A 25,256-nucleotide genomic window follows, 5' to 3' on the forward strand; every position below is an offset into this window, starting at 1 on the left:
CTCAGGTAGAGTCAGATGTGGGCAGCTCCACGCCCGCGAATGCCATCGATTGTTGGACAAGCGCCTCCCTTGGGACTTGCGTCTGCCAATGAAGTGCTGCAAGGAGTGGTATGTACGGAGCGCCAGCCCGGTACCAGAACGACTGCTCGATGTGTTCCACTCCGTCCAATCCCTTTGACATCTGCCGGAGAAATTCTAAGGGAGCTTCCGGTACTTGCATGACGGCTTCGCCAATTCCGTGCTCATGTAGCGCTCCAGCATCGGCTACCACTGAGTCATATCCTTGCTCAGAGCTCCAGAAATTGGGTGTAGTGTCCTTTAGCCTGGGCAGCACCTCCGTTCGCAAGAACTCGTAACCATCGTTCATCCCGAGGGCCGCGGTCCAAGTCAGCAGAATGGGTAAAAGCGTGGAGGTTGAACAGAAATCCCCGCTCATCTCCTCATGTCCATGACGCACGAGAATCGCATCCTCGAACGGCGCCGACATCGGCAGGAATTTGCGCAAGCTCGTGGCGTAGTGCAAGCGTTGGCATAGCTCCTTGACCCACTGGCGTGCGTCGTCACCGTTACCAGTCACAACAAGCAGCAAGAGAGCTGCATGAATACTCGCTGAGTGGTGGTCGTACGCAGGAAGGGCGGAGCAACTGTGACTTTGAAGAAGAGCCAGAACTCGGTTCGCATAGTTGTGGGCAGGCTGGTCCAATTCGCCATTTTCACTTACTGCGGCTTGGAATGCCCAGTAGCAACCTTGCTGCCCAAGTCTGCCCAGTTCCTCGAAGACTGTCCGAGATACCAAAAGGCTGTCCGGTAGCGCATTGGCGAACGCATCCTGCACACGGTAGTATGTATCCATGCGCTGGTGGTACGTCTCAGCCAGTGAGGCTAACTGGAATAGCAAAGCACCGAATTCACGACACAGGTCGGATTCGCCAGCTTGTAGCCGCTCGTGTAAGCGAGACCATGCCGCCAACACCGCGTATTGCAACAGGATGTAGGGGGCGAGCAGGTTGTCCTCGCTTGCCGCCCAAACCTGCAAGACACTCAGTGCCGTCCGAAGCCCTCGTATTCCAGTAAGGAGTCGTTTTGTTTGCGCTCCGGGTGTCTTCGATGGTGCCACCGCATTGCCAAGCATGTCATCGATAAGTCTGCGGCCGACCCGAACGCATAGTTCAGGTGATGTCGCATTGGCGAGCATCCGTCGTAGTAAAGCACGGTTCGAGCTGGGAAGAATGTACTCATCAAGTAGGTGTCGCTCTGTCCAGGCCGCTAGCTTTGAACCATTGACTTGCTCGGTCTGCACCCTCTTCGTTCGAGACCAGGTATCGAGAAATGCGGAAATCGTCTCATTCAGATTGGCATTGAAGTCACCGTTAGTGACGATGAGCAGCTTCTTCGTAAGCGCCTTATGCTCTGGCGCAAGATGACTACGAAGGTAAACATCACCGACATCGTTAATGGACTGACGAACTGACTGCGGTCCAGAGTCCCAGTCGCTTCTACCAATATCGCCACACTTGACGAGCCACAGAAAGAGCTTCGTTTTACCGTCACTATCCGGGCCGACCGAGGCTATATCAACTCCATACTGCCGCGTCCCCTTCTGGGGACGGTAGACGACCTCATGCCCCATGGCTGACATGAGCAGAGGGAGGAAAACGTCAAGTTCCCCTTCCTCTCGCATGAGCCCAAGAAAGTCTTCAAGTAGTAGGCGCAGACTGTCGGTCATCGGGCGCTCCTAAGGAGGTGCCGACGCTCAAGCTCCCCTCGCATGGGGTCAGCTAGCTCGCTGGAGGGCAACTCTACCGAGTGGCTTGCCTCAGCCATCTCGGTTATCTGGGGTGCCCGGGACTGTGTGTGAGATGCGAATTTTCTACCTTGTGCCACGTTTGCCTTGGTAGCAATCTGTGCGATTACTGATTGTTCTTCAACCACACGCATAATCTCGCGCCTGACGCGTCCTTTCATCGCCCTGAGCGCTTGCGACTCGGCATCGCTTGGGCGTAATTCCTTACGCTGTGGGAGCTTGGCCAGAACTCTACGCCAGCGCAACGCGTCCGCGTAAGCGGAACGGAAAACGTGTGCTGCGGGGTTCGTTCGCGGGCAAGCCTTAGTCTTCTCCTTCAAGAACTCCTCGGTTGCGCCAGGATACTCAGCGAAGCTCAAATTAAGCATCTGTCCCGCCAGCCGGAATCGCGTGTCCCCCATCTCGTTCAACTCGGCAAGAGCGGCGATAAATTGACATAAAGTCGGACCGTGATGCGTCAAAGCGAGCAGCCTTCGTACGGCCTTGACGGAACTCTCCGTACCATGTGCAACGAATGCTTCTCCGTTCAAACCGACCGGCGCTTGCTGTGTCGTGCAGAGCGAAAGCAGGCTTCTGATAGACGAGAAGTTCGCACTGGAACGAAGCAACCATTCGGACAACACCATTGTGAAGTCATCAGAATGGCTCCCTAGCTCGCGAAAGGTCTCACCGAACATCTCAACAACGTCCGATTGAATGGTGCATAACTCCGGTAGACAAGCCACCGCGTGCGGCCGAAGCGAGTCTTGGTACATTAGGCTTGCGATGGACTGGTCGATTTGCTGGCGTGCTTCCTGGTGGTGAACACCAATCGTGAGCAGGCGCCTGATAATGTCCTGGATTGGCTCAGCAGTAGCACCGAAGCAAGGGGCATTTAGTCGGTAGAGCGACCTTGCGACAGCCATTGCGGCGTGGATATTGCCGGAGTCGATTGCGTCGACTAAATAGGTCGCCGCAGTAGGTGATAGGTTGGAGATGGACGCTAGCCCCGACCAGGAGACAGGGCCGACTTCAGTGGCGCTTAGCAAGAGCAACTGAGCGAGTTGTCCCTCGTATGCAGCCAGCTCCGACCGGACAGTTGGTGTTTCCAACGGCAAGAAATCAAGCAAGCTGATAAGTAGCTGGCTGTCAACGAGATTTCCGGTCATCAAACCGATTGCATAGTGAGCCGCCACTTCTGGGGCTGCCGCGGCGAACGCGTTTGCCCAGACTCGATGTGCGGCTTCACCACGTCCCGTCTGGGTTCTAAGATAGTCTCCAATCTCGATGCCCAAGTTGCTTCGCGCGCGTATATGAGGAGTCAGTTCTCGCGCAGGAGCGTGTCTATATGATGGCTCGAGCGCTTCGGCAAAATCCAATACCCTCAGTGCCTCCTCGAAGGTGATAGCGAGCAGCCTTCCGATGGCAGGAAGGAGGCGATGACACGCGTCCCGAGCATGCTCACTCGGGAGCGTCACTAGGATAGTTATCAAATCCACTGAGACTGGATGCTCAGCGGCAAGCTCTTTCCACAGCTGCTCCTTGTCGGTTTTCAGCCTTGGATGTATGGCTTCTAGGTAGTCTCTCCAGCGACCTTCTTGTAACGCTGAAATTGCATCGCCTATTGGTGGCATCGCCTATCCCGTTGATTGAGCAGACGGCACCTATACAACTTGACTATGTGCCGGCTGGCAACGCGCAAAGGCATCAGTATGCACTACGAGGTGTGGTCGTAAAGGCACTTTTCTCGCGGCGATACAAGGCTTTCATTTCCCGCAAGCACCAAGAAGGGGAATATTGGCGCGAATGGAGGTAACGGCGTTTCTTCAGTACGACGCGCTAAGGCAAAAAAGTCCCAAGATTCATGGGGTTACGGGATGGCGTACATGGACGGGAAACGCTTTCATTTTCCAAGAACACCGGAAGATGGCAACTTTAATTAGTTGTTGCGACACGCAAGCCGAAGTTGTTGCGACGTTTCAAAAATCTCTTTCAATTCAGAGACATGGGGCGCCGCAACAACTAATTAACGTGCCTCTTGATGCTCACGAATGAGTGCTAGTGGACGACAAAGTTAGTATCGGTCAATGGCGGCGGCAATTTCTGCTAATTGGCAGGGCGTGGTTCTGCCCGAGCCCTGCACGCTATGGTCACTAACAGAAACTGATGCTATTGCGGGGGCTTATCGCCCCCTCCAGCGCCTACAAAACCCGCGCGAACTGCGGCCCCCGTTCCGTTCCAGGCGCCGCTGTCTGCATCAAAATCAACGACGCGTGCCCGGGTGGCTACAAAGTTAAGCCACTGCTGGGAGCGGCGGTAGCGCCAGTGCCGCTTGCCGTGCTGCCCTCACCGGGGCAGTCTTTTTGACATCTAGGGGCGCGATTTAAACGCCTTCCCTAAGCTGCGCAGGCATGGCCGACACGGTGGTGCTACACGGAGAATGCAAACATTCTCCACCTCTACGGGCACTTATCCGGTCGCGCTTCCTGAATACCTTGACGCCCACGACCTAGCCCCGCTATTAGGCGCTCCGCCAGCAACCATCCTCCGTCGGGCCCGGCTTGCCCCCTGGACCTTGCCACCAAGGGCTTATTTGGGGCCAAATTTCCCCTTGCGATGGCGACAGGCAGATGTCCTGCAGTGGCTTAGCGACCAGAGTGCGACTTAACCCATTCCTCGCAGCCACGGCGCTTTGTTCACAGCGGAGAGAAAGTTTCTGGGCACTCACAGTCGGAAGGCGCCCTATCTCAATGTCTGGAAGATAAGGCGCCTTTGTCGCGGCTAGCGCAGAACGTACAAGCCGACACGATGGATTTGGCCGTAATCCGATTCGATGGACTGCCAGTGAGTCTCGATGCGGCAGCCTTGCTGGACGAGGTCGAATTTGCGGGCAGGGGGGCAATAGATGTCCAGGAACTGACGGCATTCATACGTAGATATAGTCGCCAAGACTGGCCGCCTTTGCCTCCAGTCTCTCCAGTTCACCTGCTGGCAGCTCGCTCAGTTCAAATCGGCAGTACAGATTCCGCTGCCGGAACGTCGTTTTTGGCCGCAACAGGCCTGCGACCAACGCCGCCGGCGAGCTGACGGCAATGCTCTCGTGCCCGCGATACTCAACGCTGATTCCGCGCTTGTCGCCAAGCCTGCCGAGTTCAACTGCATCTTGCCAACCTAACTCGTAGTCCAACTCGACCGCCGTTACTCCCTCTGTTTCCAGGAGCTTCAGTGCCTCCCCTCTGGTTCCAGCTCGAGCTGTCGCCATTCATTTCTCCACTAGTATCCTCCCGCGCATAGAGGTCACACGCCTGTTTCTTCGCCTCATGGGCGCAGCCCCGCTTTCGTGAGCATACTGTAGTCAGCGTTAGTGTCGCCAAGAAGAAGACGCCCCACCGGCCCGGGTTGAGCTTATCGGTGAGGCGTAGGGCAGACGGGGAGGTCAGGTCCCCGCGTGGATGATACGGAGAACGATTGGGAGACTGGTGCGGCAGAACACGCTTCGCGCTTTATCGGCCACAGCCCGGCGCTCGGGAAGGCGCGGGGAAGTTACGGCGCGTCAGGCTACGGCACCAAACAACGTGCCAACACCTGACGACACGCCCATTGCCAAAGCACTCCAGAAGACTACGCGGATAACGCCTGGGCCGACTTTCGCACCGCCCGTTTTTGCGGCCAGACCGCCCAAGAAGGCAAGTGACGCCAAGGCTGAAATGACACTGGCTGGAATCACTGCTGATTCGGGAGCTAGTGCGGCAACTGTAACCGGCAGGGCGGCGCCCACCGAAAAGCTGCAGGCAGAAGCCAACGCCGCTTGCAAAGGCTTGGCGGAGGTCACTTTCGAGATGCCGAGCTCATCGCGTGCGTGGGTGCCAAGCGCATCGTGGGCCATCAGCTTTTCGGCTACCTGCTTAGCAAGTGGAGAATCCAGGCCACGCCGCATATAGATTGCAATCAGTTCTTGCTGCTCGCGCGGAAAGTCGGCATCGAGTTCGGCCTGCTCTTCAATCAGAGCTGCCTCTTCAGTATCTGCCTGCGAAGAGACAGATACGTATTCCCCTGTCGCCATCGACATGGCCCCAGCCACCAACCCGGCTACGGCCGTGAGCACAATATTTCCATGGGCGCTGTGCGCTGATGCCACGCCGATAACGAGGCTTGCCGTCGATATGATGCCGTCATTGGCTCCGAGCACGGCAGCGCGCAACCAGCCGATGGTTTCGATGCGATGTTGTTCCTTATGTAGCCTAGCCATAGTTCCTCAACACTAGACATGTTGACGCGCCATCCCATGGCGCTGGACACCCAGAGCTGCCTATTCATCCGGTGGCGCTGCCAGGATAGTGTATTTCATTCGTCTCGGGCAGCAACGTCCATCATATGAGAGCGAGGCGGCGGTTTGGCGGTCGGACGCGAAGCTTCGTCACCGCTATCGACTGATAGTCGCGACATTCAACGACCTCCGGTACGATGGCTCCAATATCAACCCAAGGAGACAGCATGGCTACCTACAAGCAATTGCTGGCAGAGAAGGAAAAGCTGGAAGCCCAGCTTGCCGACGTCCGCCAAACCGAAATCGCTGGCGTCATCGAGAAAATCCAAGGGCTGATGGCAGAGTATGAGCTTACCGCTGACGACATTGCACCAAAGCGTCGCCGTGGCCGCCCAGCGGCTGCTGGCAAGGTGAGCAAGCCCGCCGCCAAGGAAAAGGCTTCGCTGCCGCCGAAATATTCGGACCCGAAGACCGGTGCCACTTGGTCTGGCCGTGGACGCAAACCGGCTTGGCTTGGTAAGCGCCCCGAGAAGTTTCTGATTGCGGAAGCCTGAGCGGGAAAGCCTGGAACATCTGGGGGTAGGGCCAGTCTATGAAGCGAAGGCATCCTTGCGATATCCGGCTCTCTGTTTGGCAGGCCTTGCTTCGAAAAATAGCTAGGGTTTCCCTGATGTCAACTGGCTTGGCGAGAGTGGTAGCCTGAAACTGCAGTCTTGACGATTTCGGTCATCGCGCGTTTTCCGTCTAGCTCGCGGTAATACGGGGAGATGTCGGAAATGATAAGAGGCGTTCAGATTCGTGCGGCCAGAGGCATCCGATTGGTCCTCAATCGTTGAGGTGCTGGAGAGTCGTGGATTGCCGAGCGACGTCATTTATCGCTCGCCGCATTTCTTCCACGTGGTAGTCCGAATGACCGAGGTTTGCGACGGTCGTGTATGCCACCAAGTCTCGGAATCGAGCTCTGTGGTCTGCAGGGGGCACCGCAATCGTGCTTCTGATTGGCAAGATGCAGGAGGCCGGCCTCGGGACCTATTCCGTTGATTAATTGCGAGGCCAGCGCAAACTGGGACGAGTACCCATGTCCGCTATTTCTTAGTAACGATATCGGCCTTGGTCTTGCCCACAATCTCAAACAGCTCCTTCTGTTCGGCGCCAGGCACCTTGAACTTATCCAGGGATTTTTTGAATTCCACGGCCATCACGTCCCATTCCTTCTCGGTGATGTTCAGGTGGGCGTGAGACTCCTTCATTCCTTTGCCAGTGTATTTGCAGGGGCCGCCGGTAACCTCGCAGACCTGCTGCGAAACCTGAAATTTGAGGTACGGCGCGGGCGAACTTTTCCGTCCAGCATTGATAGCCGGATTCTTGTTCAATGTCTTGTTGGCTACGAGGCGGTTGATGAAATCATCCACGACAACCGTTATGCCTTTGAGTCCGCCGAGTCGCTCATAGAGGGGCGCCGGTGCAGGAGCCTGCTGCGCCCTTGCGGCCGGGGCACCGAATGTACCCAACATGAATGCCGTAACCGCTATCGCCATGTTCAAGAATTTCATTACTTTCTCCTTATAGGGGAGAGCCACTTGCTGCTTCCCTGCGCTGCCGTGGGCTCCCAAGCACGGCGCCCTAACCGTTTGTTTCTAGGTTTGGCAGCGCCGTCTGTCAAGAAGAGGTTGGCAGAAAAAACAAGAAGGTAAGCGGCCACTCGTCAAGACTGCCGATAGTGAGTGGTGGTTGGGGTAAATTCAGAATTCGCTAACCAGCCTGGATTAAAGTCCGCGTTGGGTTCCTGCGATGACTAGCGCTATCGGAGCGCACCCTCCCAGGCGGGACGGCCGGCCCGGGGATGCCGATGCCAAAATCCACGTCCACGCGCGCCGCAACAGGGTTGGAAGCGAGGCCGGCGACTCCGGCCAGAGGCAGAGTGCCGCGAGGTTTCGCATGGTCTTGCTCCTCGTTGACATAACTGCACACTAGGCCGGCCGGGTCCGGCGGAATGTTTGCGGAGTCGCACAGCCGTTACGAGCTGTGACGAGAGGCGGCTGAACCCCCAAAACTGGAATGTCAGGCCAAAGTGGCTATAGTTGAGAATAATTTGCGTTCGTATTCACTTCAGGGAGAAGGGCCACCCCATGTTCTCGATACTAATGATTACGTTCCGGGAAGGGGTTGAGGCCTTCCTCATCGCGGCGATTACCCTTGCGTTTCTGCAAAAGACTGGCCGCCAGCATCTCGCCACTGCGGCAAAAGGAGGCATCGTCGCGGCCCTGATTGGGTCAGCAGCACTTGGCGTGACCCTGTTTCGGGTTGGCGGCATGAGTCCGCAGGCCGAAGGCTGGCTCGCGGTGCTGGCAGGCACCCTGGTCATATCCTGCACCTGGCACATGCTTCGGCACGGAAAGGCAATAGCCGGCGAAATTCGCGGCCGGCTCGCACAGGTGCCAGAGAGAAGAGCTCTCGGCCCCTGGCTTACCGTCTTTGCGTTTGTGCTTCTGATGGTCGGCCGGGAGGGCATCGAGGCGGCTACGATGATTGCTTCACTTGCTGCCGGTGCGGGGACCGGGCATCTGGCGCTTGGTGGCGTACTTGGGCTGGCTTGCGCTGGCATTCTCGCGTGGGCGTGGAGCCGATATGGACGGCGGGTGAACCTGTCGTTGTTCTTCCAAGTGACGGCGGTGTTTATGGTGCTGTTTTCAATACAGCTTGCCATCTATGCCTTGCACGAGTTCTCGGAGGCCGGCGCATTGCCGGTTGTCGATAACCGGCACTGGCATGACCTGACCGAGCCATACGGCCCCGACGGCACCTACGGTGCATGGCTGAGTTACAGCCTGGTTCTCGCGCCGCTGGCATTCCTTGGATTTGCGTGGCTGTCTGGCAAGAAAGGTTCGGCGTCGCCTGAAAAGGGGTGAGCGCCGTTCCTTGCCACGCAAGAGTGCGTCGACAGTATCGCGGGTTCGAATGCGTCGACAGGGAGGGTGCGATGGATTCGCACCCTATGCCCTGGCATTGGTGGCAACGCTAGCGTGCTAAGAGGTCCAGACCCAGGGCAATGCCGAACACGGCGGCACAGTGCGTTAAGAGGAAATCAGCGTGCTGGGTTGAGACGCGGATGCGTCTCCTCTCCCCAGAGATACAGTACAAGGCCAGACAGTCCCATCGCGATGGCGACGAACCAGAATGCACTCTCGACGCGGCCACCGAGCGCCGCAGCTGCGCCCAGGCAGAGCGCGCCGATGCCATACCCGAGGTCGCGCCAGAAGCGGTAGATGCCAATGGCGGACGCCCGCCAACTGGGGTGTGCGATGTCAGCGACCGCTGCGCTCAGGTTGGGGTACAACATCGCCATGCCGAGCCCGGTCACGGCGGCCGAGGTGCTCCACCAAGCCGAGCCGCTGCCTAGCGGCAGTAGGGCCACGCCAGCGCCACACACCCACATACCCCCGACATTGAGGCGCTGACGGCCGACCTTGTCCGAGAATTTACCGGTGAAAAGCTGGGCGCCGCCCCAGGTAAAGCCGTAGACTCCCACTATCCAGCCAATGCCGGGCAGGCTCACTCCCTGCTGGTGCAGGTAGACGGGAAACAAGGCCCAAACCAGCGCGTCAACGAACTTCTCCACTAGCCCGGCCTGGCAGAGCGCGGCCATTCGGCGGTCGCGCCAACTCATCAGGACGAACATCTCGCTGCTCGATGGTTGCTCGCTTACGCCCGGCGGGTAGCGTGGGTGAAGCACTATCGCGGATGTGTCGGTGGTGTGGCGTCTGACCTCAGCCTGGGCCCAGGGCAGCGTCTCCATTACCACCAGCCAGGCGAGCAATGTCGCCAGCCCAATGACAGTAGCACCGAACCACAGCAAGCCTTCGCGCGGACCCAGGATGGAAGCCGCATAGCCCGTGACCACCCCTGCGACGGCGACACCCACGTAGCCAGAGAATTCGTTCAGCCCGATAACCAGGCCGCGCTGGTCGGCTCGCGTAATGTCGAGCTTGGCCGTCTGTGTCATTGACCAGGTCAGGCCCTGATTCACACCGAGCAAGATGGTTGCCAGGACAATCCAGTTCCACGATGGCGCGAAGTAGATAAGCAGCGGAATCGGTAGCGCTACAAGCCATCCGCTGAGCAGCACTCGTTTGCGGCCGATGTGCTCCGCCAGGCGACCCGCAACGAAGTTCATCGCACCCTTGACGAAGCCGAAAGCGACGACGAACGCCACCAGTAGCATGAACGACCCACGCGGCACGCCGAACTCAGTCTCGGCGAGTGCTGGTACAACGTTGCGCATCATGCCAATGGTCATGCCTACGAGCAGCACCTGCAGCAGTTGCTGCAGAATCTGGTCAAGATTGGCACGTATGCCGAAGTCAATCGAGAGCGGCTTCAATCGCGCGCACCTTCGGGCTCAATGCCACGCAGATTGACCTCCATGATGCGAGCCATGTTCTCCGGTTGCGGCGGGATGTCGGCAACCACCGCATCGACAAAGGCATCGCGCGAAATTGTCAGCAACGGGTTGAAGCGCTTCTCGAATCCGATGGTCGATGCGGGCTTGCCAGACAGGCCCGCGCCGCAGGCGCTGCCAGCTTGATGTCCTGGATAAATCTCAAGCTCGGCAGGGAGATTCAACAGCTTGCGGTGCAAGCTGTCGTGCAGTTGTGCGGCCATCTCGCGTTCCCTCCCGGCTAGGTCTGGCCGGCCGACAGCTCCCACGAACAGCGTGTCTCCGGTGATGACGAACCAGGGCTCGTCGCCCCGGCGCAGGTCGCGCACCAGCAGGCAGACGCTGTCGGGTGTGTGGCCAGGAGTGTGCAGCACGTCGAGCAGCACATTGCCTGCCTCCAGTCGCTGCCCATCGTTTAGCGGCGTGAAGTCGAATGAGACTCGCGCCTTGTTGCTCTCATGCAAGTAGTACGGTGCACCGACCTGGCGCGCCAGCGCGAGCCCGCCAGAGTAGTGGTCGGCATGCACATGAGTGTCGATGACATGGGCTATCACCACGCCCACGTTTCTCGCCTCAGAGGTGAACCAGTCCTCGTCGCCGGCAACAACGTCGATGGCAACGGCCTTGCCGACACCGGCACATCCAAAGAAGTAGGAAAGGGTGGCGTTTTCTGTGGGACGTTGGCGGAAGAACATTACTGTCTCCTGTGCCTGGACACTGGCGCCTTGTCTGCCCGCGTGTTCCATTGAGTGAGCTCGCTGCAGCCGTGGGAACCCCTCATGCATGCGAGTGCGCCAGCCTGCCTTGAGGCGTTGTCGGTGCGTTCGCTACCCTGTCGAGGGGCGTAGTCCAACATGACATGCGCCTTCATTGCTCTATTCCTCGATGGGCAGCCCGTGAGCGCGCCACTCGGCGACGCCATCGGTCAGGTGGAAGGCACGATAGCCCTTTTTCCGTAGGAGCTCGACAGCATCCTTGGCCATCAGGCAGAAAGGGCCTCGGCAGTACGCGACAAGGGGCATGTCTTTGGGTAGCTCGGCAAGCCGCTTCTTAAGCTCGTCGAGCGGCAGGGAGCGAGCGTGTGGCAAGTGGGCCGTAGCGAACTCTTCGGCTGGGCGCACATCGAGAACCAGAACTTCTCCGGCCCTGGCCTTCTTCAAGATGGCGGCCCGGTCGAATCCTTCGAGGTCGTCGCCATGCTCGATGATTGACGCCAGGGCCACCTGCAATTCGACTAGCCGTTCCTCGGCCGCTGAACGAAGCGTCACCCAGAGGTCGGCCACGCTGGTGCTGGCCAGACGGTACAGGACGTACTTCCCATCCTTGCGGGTCTCGACGAGGCGAGCCTGGCGCAACTCCTTGAGATGAGCGCTGGCCAGCTTCACGCTGATTTCCGCTTGGGCGGCCAGCACCTCGACGGTTTTCTCACCCTGGCACATAAGCTCGATGAGCTCCAGTCGCTTCGGGCTGGCTACGGCTTTCCCGATGCGCGCGACCTGCTCGTACAGGTGGTTCTTCAGCTCTCTCATATCGTCATTCTAGTGAATGTTGGAATGATGGGCAACTTTTGTGTGGATTCAAATCGAACATCGGGGAGATGTTCCAACAGGTCCCGGGGCAACCATTGTTAATGGAGAGGCTCGACGTCAGGCCAAAGCTTGGCCCGCATTCGCGCTATCCATCTGCTGACTCATCTTGACCAACGGGAAATTCTGACAGACGCCCAAGTGGCTCCGCGCAATAAATTGCGACGTTATTCAAGTCGGTTGGGCATGCCGAGCACAGCGTGCGGCGTAGAGTGCTCTTACGGGCACCCGGCGTCTTAATGTCAGTGGCGGATTCCTGTCTTGTGGTCCATGTGGCAGCCCTGGCTCTCTGTGCTACCCCTGTGTGCGCTCGCTAAGCCGATGCAGAGCATTACGCAAGCAAGCAGGCCAAGGATAGTTGCCGCCTTAGCAGTGGGCGTTGTGGCAAGCGGCCCTTCTCTGGAGGGGGGCTTGCCTGCGTCAGCAGCATAACGGCAGTCAGGGGGCTACGACCGCATTATCGCTCCGGTACGCCAGACGATAGAGCAACGGCAGCACGAGGAGTGTCAGCAATGTAGATGACACAATGCCACCAATCACAACCGTCGCTAGTGGTCGCTGTACCTCTGCGCCGGCGCCAGTGGCTATCGCCATCGGAATAAAGCCCAACGAGGCGACTAGGGCGGTGCAGAGCACTGGGCGGAGGCGCAAAAGGGCGCCGGTTCTGACTGCCTCATTGAGTTGCGCTCCTTCCGCGCGCAACTGCCGAACGAAGGACACCATCACCAAGCCATTCAAGACTGCCACCCCGGAGAGGGCGATGAAGCCTACCCCGGTGGAGATGGAGAACGGAATGCCACGCAACCACAGTGTAAGGACGCCGCCAGTTAGGGCGAAGGGCACTCCGGTAAAAACCAACAGGCCGTCCTTAAAGCTGCCGAACATGCTGTACAGCAAGATGAAGATGAGTCCTAGCGCGACGGGGATGACAATCTTCAGCCGGTTGGACGCGGACTGCAGCCGTTCATATTGGCCGCCCCAGCTAGCCCAGTAGCCTGCGGGAAGCTTGATTTCCCTAGCCACTCTGGCTTGGGCATCGCGGACGAATGACCCAAGGTCTCGGCCGCGTACGTTCGCTGTTACCACCACGCGACGCTTGCCATTCTCTCGGCTCATCTGGTTAGGGCCCTGCGTGACATCGAGCGTGGCCAACTCCCCCAGCAATACATAGCGCGTCGCACCTGCGGAGTTCGGCAGGGCAATGGGCAGCTTACGTAGCTGCTCGGGGTCAGAGCGCACGTGCTCCGGGAGGCGAACGATGATTTCGAAGCGCCGGTCGCCCTCGAACAGGGTGCCGCTCTCCTGGCCTCCAATAGCTGCACTCACCACCCGCTGCGCGCTGGCCAGGGATACGCCGTAGCGCGCCAGCTTCAGGCGGTCGAAGTTGACGGACAGCATTGGGAGACCAGTTAGTTGCTCTGCCTTGACGTCAGCAGCGCCCGGAACGGAGTCCAGCAGCGCTTCGGCACGTTTCCCCAGGCTCTCGAGCCTCCCCATGTCGTCGCCGAAGACCTTGAACGCGACGTCGGCCCGAACGCCGGACAATAGCTCGTTGAAGCGCATCTGAATAGGCTGGGTGAATTCATAGTTGTTGCCGGGAATCTTGGCAATGGCTTCCTCCATTTCGGAAATCAGCTCCTCCTTGCGCTTGCGCGGATTGGGCCAGTCAGACTGCGGTTTCATGATGACGAAGTTGTCGGCTACGCTTGGCGGAACAGGGTCCGTGGCGATTTCGGCTGTGCCGATTTTGGTGAAGACACGCTCCACTTCCGGGAAGGCTTTGATGCGCCTTTCAAGTGATTCTTGCATCTGGATAGCTTGGGAAAGGCTAGTGCCCGGAATGCGCAGCGCATGCAGTGCAATGTCTCCCTCGTCCAGGCTCGGGATGAATTCGGAGCCCATTCGGATTGCGATGAGCCCGCTCGCTGCAAGAATTGCTGCTGCCATGGTGAGCGTTGCCAATGGCCTGCCCAAGGCGCGGTCAAGCTGCCTAGCGTAGAAATCCTTGATTGCGCCGTAGGTCTTGCTCTCCCCCTCCTTAATAGTCCCCGTCACGAACATGGCCACGGCCGCCGGCACGAATGTCACCGACAGCACGATGGCTCCGACGAGGGCTAACACTACTGTCAAAGCCATTGGATGGAACATCTTTCCTTCGACGCCGGACAAGGCGAAGATAGGCAGGTACACCACCATGATGATGAGCTGCCCATAAAGAATGGCCCTGCGTGCCTCGCGAGAGGATTCGAACACCACGGCAAAGCGCTCGTCGCGTGTCAGCGGTCTTCCGAGTGCATGTTGTCGCTCGGCCAGGTGTCGGATGCAGTTCTCCACGATGACGATGGCACCATCGATGATGATGCCGAAATCGAGCGCCCCAAGGCTCATCAGGTTCGCGCTGATGCTATTGGCCGCCATGCCCGTGAAGGTGAACAGCATAGAGAGGGGAATCACCAGGGCCGTGACAATGGCAGCACGTAGGTTTCCCAACAGTACGAATAGCACGGCAATGACTAGTGCGGCACCCTCCAACAGGTTCTTGCTGACGGTGTTGATGGTGCGCTCGACCAGTGAGGTCCGGTCGTATACCGTTTCTGCGACAATGCCGTCAGGCAGGGTTGCGTTGATTTCCTTGAGCTTTGTTGCCGCGGCGGACGAGACGGTCCGACTGTTCTCTCCAAACAACATGAAGACAGTGCCCAACACCACTTCCTGACCATCCTCGGTGGCCGCGCCGTTGCGCAACTCCTGGCCAAGATGCACCGTAGCGACATCACTGATGCGAATGGGGGTGCCGTTGCGCGTCTCGATAACGATTGCGGCCAGGTCTTCCAGGGAGGTGACCTGACCCGGTGAACGGACCAAGTACTGCTCACCCTGCCGTTCAATGTAGCCAGCCCCGACATTGGCGTTGTTCTCTGTCAACGCATTCGAAATGTCTGAAAGGGTCAGCCCGAACCCGGCCAGCTTCGTCAGGTCAGGCGTTACATGGAATTGCTTGACGAATCCCCCCACCGAATTTACCTCGGTGACGCCCTTCACTGTACGCAGTTGCGGTCTGATGACCCAGTCTTGTACCTCGCGCAAATCTGTTGGAGTGTAGGCGGTGCCATCCTCCTTGCGCGCGTTGGGCCGGGCCTTGACCGTGTACATGAGGATTTCCCCAAGACCCGTTGCAATTGGCCCCGGGGAGGGCGTGATGCCCGCCGGGAGCCGCTCGCGCGCCTCAGCAATTCGCTCGTTGACGAGCTGCCTTGCGAAGTAGAGGTCGGTCCCGTCCTTGAAGGCCACCGTTACCTGCGATAATCCATACCGAGAGACCGAGCGTGTGGACTCTAGCTCTGGCAGGCCAGCCATCACCGTCTCAATCGGGAAGGTGATGCGCTGCTCGACTTCTAGCGGCGAATACCCTTCGGCGCGCGTGTTGATTTGCACCTGCACATTGGTGATATCTGGCACCGCGTCGATGGGCAAGTGCAGGAGGCTCGCGACCCCAACAAGGACGAGCGTTACGATTCCCAGCATCACGAACCAACGGCGTCGGATGGAGAACTGAAGCAATCTGTCGAACATGATGGATTCCCGGCGGCTTAGTGGTCGTGTGTCGCCCCGGCCTTGCCGAGTTCTGCCTTCACGGTAAAGCTGTTGCCGGCAGCGTACTTTTCGCCGGCGGACAGGCCTTCCACCACCTCCACCATCTTCCCGTCACTGCGGCCCAATTCAAGCGGACGAGCTTCGAGATACTTCCCATACCGACCGAATACCACCTTCCAGTCGCGCACCGTTTGAATAGCGCTCTTGTCTATTGCGACCGCGACGTCCTGCTCGTCGGTGGTCAGTGTGGCGTTGACCAGCGTGCCGGGACGCCATGCGCCATCACGATTAGGGAGCACGACCCGCGCCGTGGCCGTACGCGTCTGCTCACCGGCTAGCGCGCTAACTACTTCCACCTTGGCCTGAGCCTGAAATTGGCCATCGGCCGACTTCACAACAACCGCCTGGCCAGGGCGCACCGAGGTCATGTCCTTCGAATAGATGGGCAACTCGACCCAGACGCTGGTTGTGTCGGCAACCGCCATCAGCACGGTACCTGCGTCAACCGCCTGACCAGGTGCTACCGTCTTGCCCGTGACAATGCCGTCGATGGGGGCGCGCAGTTCGACGCGGGCGACGTTGTTACTCCCGCCGGCCGTGACCCGCATCGCTTCTAGTTTGCGCGCGGCAGCGTTTGCAGCTATTTGGGCTTCGCGGTAAGCCTGGCGCGCCGCAAGCACATCCTGCTCCGGCGAGATGCGCTCGGCGAAGAGCTTTTCCTCGCGCTCAAGCGTCTTGCGATTCAGTTCCTGCTTGTCCCGGGCAACGGCCAAGGCGCTGCGCAGGTCGCCGACCTCGGGGCTTTCCACCACTGCCAACACATCGCCTCGCCTCACATGGGTGCCTTCGCCCACCGGTGCCGCAACTACAGTGCCATTGAACTGTTGCAGCAGGGGTACATAGCGGTCACCATTTGGCTTCACAGTCCCCGGCAGCTCCAGCGTGGAGCGAATGCGGGCAGGACCTGCGGTGAGGACATCGACACCTGCTTCTTTCAATTGCGCATCGTCCATTTCGACGCGTGCTTCGATTTGTGCGTAGTTCCAGTGTGACGTCTTTCCAGCGCGTTCGGCCGATACGGTGACGTCGAATGAGTGCGGCTCGACTACTGTCTTGTCGCCACGGAGATAGTCTCGTTCGATGCGGAAGGCGATAGGTTCGGCCGGCTTGCCCAGCCGTTGAAGGGTGATTGTTGCCTTCGCGGCGTTAGGCGGCAGTGCCTTGCCATTTTCATAGAGATAGAGCCTGAGCTGAGGAGGGACTCCTTGCTCGAAAATGGTGACTTCGACCTGAAGCGGCCCATCTTCGAGCAGCCGCCCGCCGTGGGGACCGCGCTTGGCATCGTTTGCCGCAGGGGCCCCGGTGTCATGTGCGGGATTGGCGGAATTATTCGGACCGCTAGCATCGCGGTGGCCGAGTTGAAAGCCGAGGACTGTTCCAAGGGCGAGCGTCGCAACGCCCAGTGCGACGGCAGATTTTGTATTCATGGTTGTGCCCCTTCGGCGTCTGCTGGATTGCCTGCAAATTCAAGGATTTCGTTTCTTAGACGTTCATACCGTGCGGCAGCGGCAATGTGCTGCGCTTCATTCCGGAAGTAGGCGCGCTGGGCATCGAGGGCCTCCAGATATGAGAACTTGCCGAACTCATACCCCTTCATCACGGCGCGAACCGCTTCGCGTGAGGCCGGAAGGACTTCTTCCCGCAACGCTTTGAGCTCCTTGACCGCCAGCGAGAGGTTGTCCGAGAGCTCGAACGCTTTGAGCTGAAACTGGTCCCGCGCTGCCTCGGCTTCCAAACGGGCACGGTCCACTTGCTGCGTGGCTTCGTAGATGTTCCCTTGGTTGCGGTCAAAGAGAGGAAGGGGGATGCCGACGGATACCATCAGCGTGTTTTGGGCTGTGGGCTGGCCATAGGTCGGCGCCTGATGGACACGCTTGACGCCCGCGGCCACCGTGACGTCGCTAAACCGACGGGTCCGTTCCAGTTCAAGCCGGGCCTCTTGCTCCCGTATTGCCTGCTGCCGCGCCTGAAATTCCGGGCGTCTGGTCAGCGCATTCAGGATGGCCTGGCGGTCGGCGTCTGCTGTCTCTTCGCCAAACGGTCCGAACACCGTGGTGAAGTCGGGAGCTTCGGTTCGCGCCCAAAAGTTGGCAAGGCGCCTGCGGGCAACGGCAGCTCGCTGACTGGCGTCTTGCGCCTCGATGAGGGCGGCACCCGCATCTGACCGCACCTTTTCCCGTTCGATGGGGGAGACCTTGCCCGCCTCTACGCGACGGGCCACGGCGTTCCGAAACTCCTCGGTGATTTCCCGCTTCTGTCGCGCCAGTCGCTCAAGCGCCTCGGCTTCTTGCAGGGCAACGAACGCGCTGGCTACGGCTACGCGAACTTCGCCGCGCCTGGCTGCCAGCGTGGCGTCGGCACGGTCACGTCCAGCCTCGGCCACGGCGGTACGTGCTCGTCGCTTCCCGCTCAGGTCCAGGGGCTGAATCAACCGGATGGCCTCGGTGCGGCTATCGCTGCGCAGTTCGTCGCCTTCCAGGGATAGCTCAGGATTCGCGAAAGCACTTGCCTGCCGCACGGTGCCATCCCAGGCGAGCCTCTCTTTCTCGGCTGCCAGGAGTGAAGGGTTGGCGGCTAGCGCGCGAGCCTGGGCGGCTCGCAATGTGAGAGCCGTTTGGCTAGACGCAGAATTGGCTGGTTCGGGAGCCTCGGGACCGGCAGTAACCGGCTGTGCGAGGGAGGCGAGCGGGGACAGCGCCAGTAGAAGCGCAGTTAACGTTGCCACATGCGAACCGCGTGGGCACGGCAGTGCGAACATATCGAATCTCGTTAGAGAATAGGAATGAGCCATTGACGCGAACATTTCAAGTCAATGGATAAAACAGGAGTAGGCGCCGAAAATGACGCCGTCAGGGTGTCAAGCCCGTGGTGGCTTGAAAGGGGGGGCGGGTGGGTGGTCGACCAAGACCAAGCCCGTATGCTGTGAGAGAGGTGTTGCTGCGCGCTCGGCCGTCACCAACGTCTCATGTGTGGCCAGCGTTGCCGGCAATTGAGCAAAGGCGTGTAGCGCACCGTGTGGAATGCCCGACTCGTCATCCTGGCCGGGCACGGCGATTTCAGCGGCGAGTTGCTCGCCAATGCTGGTCTCGCCATCATGGGCATCTGCGTCGTGCGCGTGTTCGAGAGCGTGCTCCATCTCGTGCTGGAGCCATGCCGGCGCCGCAGCTAGCGTCGCACCGCAGTTCAGGATGAACAGCAGCGTGACCACGCGGACGACAAATCGCGAAACCAGACGTTGCACGAGCTAGCACTGGGAGGCCACGCTGAGAATACCGCGGGCGCAATGTGGATAACAAGCGCATATTCTGCGCAAACGCGCGACAATAGGCAACCTTTTCCACATGACACGGCTGGCATGTCCCTTCGTTCTGCCGCCCCGGCGCTAATTGCTGCACTGCTGTTTGGCGCGAGCACCCCGTTGGCCAAAACCCTCACCGGCACAGTCTCCCCGCTGTTGCTGGCAGGGCTGTTGTATCTAGGCAGCGGGCTTGGCCTCGGTGGGGTGCTTGCGCTGAGAGGGCTCACGGGGAAGGCGGATAGTCATGTTCTGCGGCAACACGCCATCCCGCGCCACGAGCTCTCTTGGCTTTTGGGGGCCATTCTGGCCGGCGGAGTGGCAGGCCCAGCACTTCTGATGACAGGGTTGGCGACTACGGGGGCCGCCTCTGCTTCGCTGCTGCTGAACGTCGAAGGCGTGTTCACGGCGCTCATCGCCTGGCTGGTATTCAAAGAAAATGCAGACCGCCAGATTGTGCTAGGCATGGTTGCAATCGTTGTTGGCGGGGCCTTGCTTTCTTGGCAGCCAGAGGGGGCGACGTTGTCGCTGGGTGCGCTGCTGATTATTGCGGCGTGCGCCTGCTGGGCTATCGACAACAACCTCACGCGGAAGGTGTCATCCAATGACGCCGTGCTGATTGCCTGCCTGAAGGGGCTGGTAGCGGGCATCTGCAACACCGCGCTCGCGCTAATGGCTGGTGCTAAGTTGCCGGGCGCTATATCCCTAGTGTCTGCAATGCTGATTGGCTTCGCAGGCTACGGGGTGAGCCTCGCACTCTTCGTGGTGGCGCTGCGCCATCTGGGTACGGCAAGAACCGGGGCGTATTTCTCGGTTGCGCCGCTGTTCGGCGTTGTTGTTTCTTTCGCGTTGTGGCCAGAGTTGCCAGGCGTTCTATTCTGGGTGGCAGGCGCGCTAATGGCATTGGGCGTGTGGCTGCATCTGAGTGAACGGCATGAGCACGAACACACACACGACACGATTGAGCATACGCACGCCCATCGGCATGACGAACACCACCAGCATGAGCACGACTTCCTGTGGGACGGCAGAGAGCCTCACGTTCATCGTCACAGACATATCGCGCTAACTCACAAGCATCCGCACTATCCGGACATTCACCATCGGCACGGCCATTGAAGGCTGTTGAGGCGCGGTATGCGAGTGCCGAGCTGGGCTTCTTCGGTGGGCTATTCAGTCGCCTTCTTTTGACGTTCGGGTTCGCCGACTGCACGGCGGAGTTCGCTGTCCTCAATAACCCCTTCCCCGCAAGCGCGGCATTTCAGTGCCCTTAGCAATATGGACGACCGGGATGCACGAGCATCTATCCCAAGAGCAACAGGGATTAAGGCAGCTTTTTCGCAGATGGGGCATAGCATGGGCGGCGACGAGTTAGCAGGTGGCAGACGCGCTGGTCGACGAGCAGCATGAACCCGGCTGTTGCTGCATCGGCGGGCACTGCTTGGTGCCATACGAGCAAAAAACGCAGCAGTCCCCGACCTTTGGCCGAAGCACCGCCTGGCAGCTCTCGCACTGGTAGAACCACTGGCAAGCGTCTGTCGGCATGGTCTCCTCTTTACTGTGACCACAGTGGGGACAGGTGATGATTGATTGCAGCTCGGTGCTCATCATTGCCCCTGCCTGACGGTTGACGGATACCCGGCTTGGGCAGTGGCAGCGGTCATGGCTTCCGTAGACGCCTTCGTCGGGTTGTATGTGACGACAGCACGTTTGGTCTTGTAATCGACCTTGGCGGATTCGACGCCCGCCACCTTCTCGAGCGCTACTCGAACTGTGATTGGGCAGGCGGCGCAGTCCATCCTTGCCACATCGAGGGTGATGGTGCGAGTGCTGGCAGCCAAGACTCCAGTGGAAGCGAGAGCTGCCGCAAGCAATGCGACTAGTCTTGTTTGAATGGTGACGCCTTAGTAAAAGAGCGGTGCGTAAAATGGGAATGTCATTAGCGCAACGGCGCTCAGCGCGACTATCCAGAATATGGGCCGCTGGCGGCGCTGCACCGCCGGAACTGCGCAGGCTTCCCCTGGATTGCAGGCCTCAGGCTTCCGATAGAGGCGATAAAAGGCAAAGCCAAACAGTGCGACGGCGGCGGCGATGAGGAATGGTTGGAAGGGCTCTAGGGCGGTCAGCCGAGAGCTCCATGCACCGCCTAGCCCCAGCACAACCAGCAGCAGCGGTCCAACACAGCAAGCCGACGCACCTATTGCTGCTGCCGCACCCGCGAACATTGCGCTGGGAGTAGTCCACCGAGTTGCCATCACCCTTCCTTTCCGATTCGGCTGAAGGTAGTCTAGGTCCGTAGTTAAGTACGGACTCAAGTGATGAATGCGACATTTACAATCGGGCAATTGGCCAAGGCAGCAAACGTCGGCGTGGAAACTATTCGCTACTACCACCGGTGCGGCTTGCTGCCGATGCCGGAACGTCCATATGGTGCTATCCGGCAGTATTCGGGGGAGAGTCTGAGGCGGCTACATTTCATTCGCCGGGCTCAGGTGCTGGGTTTCACGCTGGACGAAGTCCGCACCCTGCTGCAACTCAATGACGGTGGCTCCTGCGATACCGTCCGCACGCTGGCCGAGCACAAGCTTCGGGTGGTCGAGGAGCGATTGCGGGATTTGCGGATACTGCGCACCGAATTGCGAAAGCTCACAAGCCAGTGCCGCGCCAATCGTGACGAGGCATCATGTCCCCTGGTGGAGGCACTCTGCGATGCCAATTGAGTAGGTTCGCCGATGGCTCGACCCAGCATGGCATGAGGCCCGTCATATGGATGGCAACTACCTCTATCTGAAGCTGCTGCACGTCCTTGTCGCAGTCGTCGCGCTCGGCACAAGCGCAGGTCTTGGCATCGTCCTCGAGCTCTATGGCGACGACTCGACGCACGGGTCGTTCGTCCTACGCGTCGTCGAGCGAATGGTCCTGCTCGTCGTCGTTCCGGGCTACGTGCTCATGCTGGCCACGGGCTTGTGGATGGTTCACTTGGCATGGCCGTTCACTGCCAAGTGGATACAAGTTGCGTTGGGCCTGTGGGCAGTTGGAGCAGCCAGTCTTGGATGGTCCCTCGCAACCCTGCGAAGGCAACGGCGCCTGCACGCTACCGACGGGTGCGCATCCACGCAGTATCGGCGAGCCGCCATCGCAAGTCGGGTCGCAGGCGGCGCATTCGGGCTCGTCGTAGTCGCCTTCCTCTACGTGATGGTATTCAAGCCGTGACGCCTTGTTGCCGCGACCGCGTCGTGCCTCGCAGGGGTTACTACCATCTGCCAGAACTGCCGAATGTTGATGGCCATCATCTTCCTCAGCCACGACAGCTAAAGCTGGGCATGGTTGAGCCCCTGGGAAGAGAACGGAACAGCTGGCTATGTGAGATGGACCAGTACCGTGCTGGCCACGGTGGGCGTCATTGCAGTCGTGCGCCGCCGGCGGGGCTCGGCACTGACAGGCCGGAAAGCGCTAACTCGGGCGGGTAATGGCTAAACTGGATACCTACGTTTACCAAAAACTTCTTCCTCAGCAAGAGTCCTATAAAAATCAATATTTAGAACTCGTAAAGTTCTTAGGTCGGCTAACGCCTTGCGCCAGAGCGTCGTTTAAGGGGGAGCCGGCGTGCGGCGCACTCCGGATGATGGGCCTTGTGAATTAGCCGTGGGCGCGTCATTGATATCTGGCGGCCTCGCTCTCCCTGGTCTTACCTTGGTTCAATGCGGATAACGGTTGCGGCACCGTTTACCTTATCGAAGGTCGCATTGACCTTATCGCCTTCCTTCAGCTTGAAGAGGCTCGCTTTATCCTTCACCGGGAATGACATCGTCATGGCCGACATGCCAAGGTTCTCAATGGGGCCGTGCTTGAGGGCGACCTTGCCATTTGCTGCGTTAATCGTGCGTACTTCGGCCTCGACAGGCTTCGGTGCAGACATCGCGCCAGCCGGCTTCATATTCATGCCGGCCATGTCATCGGCTGCATAGGCTGGGAGAGCAACAGCAGCGCAAACGGTAGCGAGGGATACCAGAACGCGTTTCATCAAAGAACTCCTTCTTTCAAGGTTGGGGAAAAACCTGCTTCGCCGTCGGGCGACGAAGCAGCAGGAAGACCGCAGGAATCACGAACAAGGAAAGCAATGGCGCCGTGACCATGCCGCCAACCATGGGGGGCGGCAATGTATTGCATGACTTCGGAGCCGGTCCCGCCAGTCCGCATGATGGGTAGCTGGCCCGCCAGGATGACGGCCACGGTCATGGCCTTGGGCCGGACCCGGAGGACCGCGCCTTCTTGAATGGCCTCCAGCAGGGCAGTCCCGTGGATAGCGTACGCTGATGGGGAAACGGGCAAGCCCGTCCGCCACCTCGCTAACCCTCGCCCCCGATCGCCGATGCCACGATGCTCTGGACGTCGTCAACGTTGAGGCCGTAACGGCTGGCCGCCACGCGGTCGATGTTGACGTCGACGTAGCGCCCGCCGGTAAGCCGTTCGGCCAAGGCCGAGGTGACGCCCGGTAGCCGCGATTGGCGCCAGTCGACTCCGGCCGCTTGTCGCACGTTCGCAGCCTGCCCGACAATAGCTGCGGCGGACAGCGTCCCGGCAGGCCGTCCTTGAGGCAGGAGGCCCGCACGGAATTGCCGTTACTGGTTACTTCTGCTGCATCATTTCCTGGCATGCCTTCATCATCGCGGCATGGTCGCCAGTCATCGGCTGCTGCATTTGCGCCGCGTGTGTTTCAGCCTTCTTGGCTGCACGTGCCTTCTCAATGACGGCCCAATCCGGCCCTGCGAGGACGGATAGGGAAGAGACGAGCGCGGTCATGCCGGCGGTGGCAAGGATAAGGTTCTTCATGGTAATTCTCCGTTCACTCCGAGCAGTGCGGCATCGAATGCGTTTTCTTACGCGCGAGCGCCACCGCCGAGTGCAATGTTCATGTCAGCGGCATGGACCCACTAAACCTAGTGGCATGGGCCAAGCCGCAGTCGCTAGCCGGGCGTTAGGGCTGGCTGGCTGGTCGGTCTCAGACGGAGAATGCTTTGGGTGGACGCTCCAGGAGCGCCAACACTGTGGAAGGGAAATTGGACTGAGGGTGAGGAACGAGGACGCTTGTCCAAGCACCTCCCTCAAGGGAAGCTGGCATGGGAGCCGCTCCGACGGTTGCACACATCGCGGTGCACGAAGCGTGAGACATCTTGGTCGGATACCCCAAGGCTGAACAATCGCTGTTGGCGTTGCAGCCATGCCCCGCATCAACCAGTGTCGCATTGTCCGGATTCGCATAAGCGGCGTGCGAGGAGGACGCATCCATGCCAACGAGGCAGCACACGGAAAGTGGCATGGCCGACACCCGCAGTGGCAGTGCCAGGGCGAGCGTCAAAACCAGAATTATTTGCCAGAACCGTTTCATCTCTCCGGTGCTCTCATGTTTCTTGGCGAGGAAGGCAGTGTCGCGAAGAAGCGCTTGATACTTTGGTCGTAGGAGGGAGGTGTCCCTAGTTCCCACCCATCTGCTTCGGCTCCGTGGTCCGGGTGTCCAGCTCACAGCAGGCGATGAACGTAAGGTAGGCCGCGTCTAGTTGATGTCTGTCGGCCTGTTTGCTCGCCATGGCTTCAAGCGCGGACAGCAGGTGGTTGGCCAGTTCGAACTCGTTCTCCCGGCAAGCCCTCTTGAATACCGCTAGCACGTCGTCGCTCAGAGAGTGCTTCAAGACGTCCATCTTCCGTCTCCGCCGCCACCGATGGCCAGTATCCCCTTGCGCAGCGCAACTGGCCTAATGAAGGCATTGTGGACGTTGCCACAGTGGGAAGGTCAAGGAGAAAAATGCCAAGCCGAGCAGGCACTGGCAGAGATTCGCCCATCAACCGCCGATGAGCGACATTTCGACCTTGGGCTGGCTGAACTCGATAGTGTTTTCTCCGCCGGCGCCGAAGGCGAGGAGGGGGACGTCAGCCTCCGTGTTGTCGCTCCAAACGAAACGAGTTTGATATCAATCAAGCCTCTTTTGACATATGCGAGTAGATTAAAAAGCACGCGTCAATCGCGTCTTACCTTTGTGAGAACGGCACCATGTCCAAAAAGCTATCAGCCCCCATTCTTATCGCAGTTTCGGCGCTCATCTGGTCGCCGCTAGCGTTCTCGGCTGGTCCGCAGCCAGCTGCAGCTGAGCATGACCATAGCCATGCGCAGGCTGCCACTGCTGCACCACAGAAGAATGCCGCCCCGAAGAGTCCAGCACCGAAGAATGCAACAC

The 25,256-nt window shown here is 59.3% G+C and carries 25 protein-coding genes and 1 pseudogene; 6 read left to right on the top strand and 20 right to left on the bottom strand.

Going from position 1 to position 25,256, the window contains the following annotated elements; genetic code table 11:
• Position 1: 1 nt before the first annotated feature.
• The 5 genes from AC07UK_RS34660 to AC07UK_RS34680 form a co-directional block, all read right to left on the bottom strand.
• Complete coding sequence (locus tag AC07UK_RS34660; protein WP_494687513.1) at positions 2 to 1,726, bottom strand: hypothetical protein; 1,725 nt, start codon at positions 1,724 to 1,726, stop codon at positions 2 to 4.
• A complete protein-coding gene (locus tag AC07UK_RS34665) occupies positions 1,723 to 3,078 on the bottom strand; it encodes a hypothetical protein (RefSeq protein ID WP_494687512.1) in 1,356 nt (451 codons plus the stop codon). The genes AC07UK_RS34660 and AC07UK_RS34665 overlap by 4 nt, the downstream gene beginning before the upstream one ends.
• 1,486 nt (positions 3,079 to 4,564) lie before the next feature.
• Positions 4,565 to 4,768 (bottom strand): helix-turn-helix domain-containing protein, encoded by a 204-nt coding sequence (locus AC07UK_RS34670; RefSeq protein ID WP_494687511.1) that lies wholly within the window; start codon positions 4,766 to 4,768, stop codon positions 4,565 to 4,567.
• Positions 4,710 to 5,045 (bottom strand): PHA-granule associated protein 4, encoded by a 336-nt coding sequence (locus AC07UK_RS34675; RefSeq protein ID WP_494687510.1) that lies wholly within the window; start codon positions 5,043 to 5,045, stop codon positions 4,710 to 4,712. Before AC07UK_RS34675 ends, AC07UK_RS34670 begins: the two co-directional genes overlap by 59 nt.
• Before the next feature lie 291 nt (positions 5,046 to 5,336).
• A complete protein-coding gene (locus AC07UK_RS34680) occupies positions 5,337 to 6,032 on the bottom strand; it encodes a VIT1/CCC1 transporter family protein (protein ID WP_494687509.1) in 696 nt (231 codons plus the stop codon).
• A 245-nt stretch (positions 6,033 to 6,277) separates the two neighbouring features.
• Between AC07UK_RS34680 and AC07UK_RS34685 the strand changes: the two genes are divergently transcribed.
• On the top strand, positions 6,278 to 6,604 hold the full coding sequence (locus AC07UK_RS34685; RefSeq protein WP_494687508.1) for an H-NS histone family protein: 327 nt from the start codon (positions 6,278 to 6,280) through the stop codon (positions 6,602 to 6,604).
• A gap of 531 nt (positions 6,605 to 7,135) precedes the next feature.
• Here AC07UK_RS34685 and AC07UK_RS34690 read toward each other — a convergent pair.
• Positions 7,136 to 7,603 carry a group I truncated hemoglobin gene (locus tag AC07UK_RS34690; RefSeq protein ID WP_494687507.1) on the bottom strand — a complete coding sequence of 156 codons (468 nt, stop codon included), beginning with the start codon at positions 7,601 to 7,603 and terminating at the stop codon, positions 7,136 to 7,138.
• A 576-nt stretch (positions 7,604 to 8,179) separates the two neighbouring features.
• Between AC07UK_RS34690 and AC07UK_RS34695 the strand changes: the two genes are divergently transcribed.
• Positions 8,180 to 8,959 (top strand): FTR1 family iron permease, encoded by a 780-nt coding sequence (locus tag AC07UK_RS34695; protein WP_494687506.1) that lies wholly within the window; start codon positions 8,180 to 8,182, stop codon positions 8,957 to 8,959.
• Positions 8,960 to 9,135: 176 nt separating this feature from the next.
• Here the strand turns inward: AC07UK_RS34695 and AC07UK_RS34700 are convergent, their stop codons facing one another.
• The 6 genes from AC07UK_RS34700 to AC07UK_RS34725 form a co-directional block, all read right to left on the bottom strand.
• Positions 9,136 to 10,431, bottom strand: coding sequence for an MFS transporter (locus tag AC07UK_RS34700; protein WP_494687505.1), 1,296 nt, complete (start codon positions 10,429 to 10,431; stop codon positions 9,136 to 9,138).
• A complete protein-coding gene (locus tag AC07UK_RS34705) occupies positions 10,428 to 11,183 on the bottom strand; it encodes an MBL fold metallo-hydrolase (protein WP_494687504.1) in 756 nt (251 codons plus the stop codon). The genes AC07UK_RS34700 and AC07UK_RS34705 overlap by 4 nt, the downstream gene beginning before the upstream one ends.
• A gap of 180 nt (positions 11,184 to 11,363) precedes the next feature.
• Positions 11,364 to 12,017, bottom strand: a complete 654-nt coding sequence (locus tag AC07UK_RS34710) for an ArsR/SmtB family transcription factor (protein WP_494687503.1) — start codon at positions 12,015 to 12,017, stop codon at positions 11,364 to 11,366.
• A gap of 495 nt (positions 12,018 to 12,512) precedes the next feature.
• The gene (locus AC07UK_RS34715; RefSeq protein ID WP_494687502.1) at positions 12,513 to 15,647 is read right to left on the bottom strand and encodes an efflux RND transporter permease subunit; all 3,135 of its coding nucleotides are present in this window, start codon (positions 15,645 to 15,647) and stop codon (positions 12,513 to 12,515) included.
• A gap of 17 nt (positions 15,648 to 15,664) precedes the next feature.
• Positions 15,665 to 17,155 (bottom strand): efflux RND transporter periplasmic adaptor subunit, encoded by a 1,491-nt coding sequence (locus AC07UK_RS34720; RefSeq protein WP_494687501.1) that lies wholly within the window; start codon positions 17,153 to 17,155, stop codon positions 15,665 to 15,667.
• On the bottom strand, positions 17,152 to 18,531 hold the full coding sequence (locus AC07UK_RS34725; RefSeq protein ID WP_494693909.1) for a TolC family protein: 1,380 nt from the start codon (positions 18,529 to 18,531) through the stop codon (positions 17,152 to 17,154). Before AC07UK_RS34725 ends, AC07UK_RS34720 begins: the two co-directional genes overlap by 4 nt.
• Positions 18,532 to 18,741: 210 nt before the next feature.
• Between AC07UK_RS34725 and AC07UK_RS34730 the strand changes: the two genes are divergently transcribed.
• Together AC07UK_RS34730 and AC07UK_RS34735 are read left to right on the top strand one after the other, a co-directional pair.
• Positions 18,742 to 18,897, top strand: a complete 156-nt coding sequence (locus AC07UK_RS34730; protein WP_494693910.1) for a hypothetical protein — start codon at positions 18,742 to 18,744, stop codon at positions 18,895 to 18,897.
• A 186-nt stretch (positions 18,898 to 19,083) separates the two neighbouring features.
• Positions 19,084 to 20,142 carry a DMT family transporter gene (locus AC07UK_RS34735; protein ID WP_494687498.1) on the top strand — a complete coding sequence of 353 codons (1,059 nt, stop codon included), beginning with the start codon at positions 19,084 to 19,086 and terminating at the stop codon, positions 20,140 to 20,142.
• A gap of 252 nt (positions 20,143 to 20,394) precedes the next feature.
• Here AC07UK_RS34735 and AC07UK_RS34740 read toward each other — a convergent pair whose 3' ends face one another.
• From AC07UK_RS34740 to AC07UK_RS34750, 3 genes are read right to left on the bottom strand one after another with little or no spacing between them, the layout of a single operon-like run.
• Positions 20,395 to 20,634 carry a GDCCVxC domain-containing (seleno)protein gene (locus tag AC07UK_RS34740; protein WP_494687497.1) on the bottom strand — a complete coding sequence of 80 codons (240 nt, stop codon included), beginning with the start codon at positions 20,632 to 20,634 and terminating at the stop codon, positions 20,395 to 20,397.
• Positions 20,631 to 20,897, bottom strand: coding sequence for a mercury resistance system periplasmic binding protein MerP (gene merP / locus AC07UK_RS34745; RefSeq protein ID WP_494687496.1), 267 nt, complete (start codon positions 20,895 to 20,897; stop codon positions 20,631 to 20,633). Before merP ends, AC07UK_RS34740 begins: the two co-directional genes overlap by 4 nt.
• Positions 20,898 to 20,927: 30 nt before the next feature.
• Positions 20,928 to 21,278: a mercuric transporter MerT family protein gene (locus tag AC07UK_RS34750; RefSeq protein WP_494687495.1), complete on the bottom strand. Its 351-nt coding sequence runs from the start codon at positions 21,276 to 21,278 to the stop codon at positions 20,928 to 20,930.
• Positions 21,279 to 21,341: 63 nt separating this feature from the next.
• On the opposite strand from AC07UK_RS34750, the gene AC07UK_RS34755 reads away from it, so the two are divergent.
• Positions 21,342 to 21,743, top strand: a complete 402-nt coding sequence (locus AC07UK_RS34755) for a MerR family transcriptional regulator (protein ID WP_494687494.1) — start codon at positions 21,342 to 21,344, stop codon at positions 21,741 to 21,743.
• Positions 21,744 to 21,789: 46 nt separating this feature from the next.
• On the top strand, positions 21,790 to 22,236 hold the full coding sequence (locus tag AC07UK_RS34760; RefSeq protein ID WP_494687493.1) for a DUF2269 family protein: 447 nt from the start codon (positions 21,790 to 21,792) through the stop codon (positions 22,234 to 22,236).
• Between the two features lie 475 nt (positions 22,237 to 22,711).
• Here AC07UK_RS34760 and AC07UK_RS34765 read toward each other — a convergent pair whose 3' ends face one another.
• The 5 genes and pseudogenes from AC07UK_RS34765 to AC07UK_RS34785 all read right to left on the bottom strand — a co-directional run bounded on the left by AC07UK_RS34765 (position 22,712) and on the right by AC07UK_RS34785 (position 24,722).
• Positions 22,712 to 23,047: a copper-binding protein gene (locus tag AC07UK_RS34765; protein WP_494687492.1), complete on the bottom strand. Its 336-nt coding sequence runs from the start codon at positions 23,045 to 23,047 to the stop codon at positions 22,712 to 22,714.
• 16 nt (positions 23,048 to 23,063) lie between these two features.
• Positions 23,064 to 23,313: pseudogene (locus AC07UK_RS34770) on the bottom strand (efflux RND transporter permease subunit); the annotation flags it as partial.
• A 59-nt stretch (positions 23,314 to 23,372) separates the two neighbouring features.
• Positions 23,373 to 23,561, bottom strand: a complete 189-nt coding sequence (locus tag AC07UK_RS34775; protein WP_494687491.1) for a hypothetical protein — start codon at positions 23,559 to 23,561, stop codon at positions 23,373 to 23,375.
• A 91-nt stretch (positions 23,562 to 23,652) separates the two neighbouring features.
• Entirely contained in the window at positions 23,653 to 23,856 is a 204-nt protein-coding gene (locus AC07UK_RS34780) for a hypothetical protein (protein ID WP_494687490.1), read from the bottom strand.
• A gap of 641 nt (positions 23,857 to 24,497) precedes the next feature.
• Entirely contained in the window at positions 24,498 to 24,722 is a 225-nt protein-coding gene (locus tag AC07UK_RS34785; protein ID WP_494687489.1) for a hypothetical protein, read from the bottom strand.
• Positions 24,723 to 25,256: the final 534 nt, after the last annotated feature.

The organism is Cupriavidus sp. GW821-FHT07C08 (assembly GCF_059419025.1).

What these genes read in the sequence shown, in the direction of transcription:
- AC07UK_RS34720 (WP_494687501.1), bottom strand. Translation starts at nt 17,155, where the DNA reads ATGAATACAAAATCTGCCGTCGCACTGGGCGTTGCGACGCTCGCCCTT.
- AC07UK_RS34785 (WP_494687489.1), bottom strand. Translation starts at nt 24,722, where the DNA reads ATGGACGTCTTGAAGCACTCTCTGAGCGACGACGTGCTAGCGGTATTC.
- AC07UK_RS34765 (WP_494687492.1), bottom strand. Translation starts at nt 23,047, where the DNA reads ATGAAACGCGTTCTGGTATCCCTCGCTACCGTTTGCGCTGCTGTTGCT.
- AC07UK_RS34750 (WP_494687495.1), bottom strand. Translation starts at nt 21,278, where the DNA reads ATGGCAACTCGGTGGACTACTCCCAGCGCAATGTTCGCGGGTGCGGCA.
- AC07UK_RS34685 (WP_494687508.1), top strand. Translation starts at nt 6,278, where the DNA reads ATGGCTACCTACAAGCAATTGCTGGCAGAGAAGGAAAAGCTGGAAGCC.
- AC07UK_RS34725 (WP_494693909.1), bottom strand. Translation starts at nt 18,531, where the DNA reads ATGTTCGCGTCAATGGCTCATTCCTATTCTCTAACGAGATTCGATATG.
- AC07UK_RS34695 (WP_494687506.1), top strand. Translation starts at nt 8,180, where the DNA reads ATGTTCTCGATACTAATGATTACGTTCCGGGAAGGGGTTGAGGCCTTC.
- AC07UK_RS34690 (WP_494687507.1), bottom strand. Translation starts at nt 7,603, where the DNA reads ATGAAATTCTTGAACATGGCGATAGCGGTTACGGCATTCATGTTGGGT.
- AC07UK_RS34780 (WP_494687490.1), bottom strand. Translation starts at nt 23,856, where the DNA reads ATGAAGAACCTTATCCTTGCCACCGCCGGCATGACCGCGCTCGTCTCT.
- AC07UK_RS34680 (WP_494687509.1), bottom strand. Translation starts at nt 6,032, where the DNA reads ATGGCTAGGCTACATAAGGAACAACATCGCATCGAAACCATCGGCTGG.
- AC07UK_RS34740 (WP_494687497.1), bottom strand. Translation starts at nt 20,634, where the DNA reads ATGATGAGCACCGAGCTGCAATCAATCATCACCTGTCCCCACTGTGGT.
- AC07UK_RS34675 (WP_494687510.1), bottom strand. Translation starts at nt 5,045, where the DNA reads ATGGCGACAGCTCGAGCTGGAACCAGAGGGGAGGCACTGAAGCTCCTG.
- AC07UK_RS34705 (WP_494687504.1), bottom strand. Translation starts at nt 11,183, where the DNA reads ATGTTCTTCCGCCAACGTCCCACAGAAAACGCCACCCTTTCCTACTTC.
- AC07UK_RS34710 (WP_494687503.1), bottom strand. Translation starts at nt 12,017, where the DNA reads ATGAGAGAGCTGAAGAACCACCTGTACGAGCAGGTCGCGCGCATCGGG.
- AC07UK_RS34715 (WP_494687502.1), bottom strand. Translation starts at nt 15,647, where the DNA reads ATGTTCGACAGATTGCTTCAGTTCTCCATCCGACGCCGTTGGTTCGTG.
- AC07UK_RS34660 (WP_494687513.1), bottom strand. Translation starts at nt 1,726, where the DNA reads ATGACCGACAGTCTGCGCCTACTACTTGAAGACTTTCTTGGGCTCATG.
- AC07UK_RS34755 (WP_494687494.1), top strand. Translation starts at nt 21,342, where the DNA reads ATGAATGCGACATTTACAATCGGGCAATTGGCCAAGGCAGCAAACGTC.
- AC07UK_RS34735 (WP_494687498.1), top strand. Translation starts at nt 19,084, where the DNA reads ATGTCCCTTCGTTCTGCCGCCCCGGCGCTAATTGCTGCACTGCTGTTT.
- AC07UK_RS34760 (WP_494687493.1), top strand. Translation starts at nt 21,790, where the DNA reads ATGGATGGCAACTACCTCTATCTGAAGCTGCTGCACGTCCTTGTCGCA.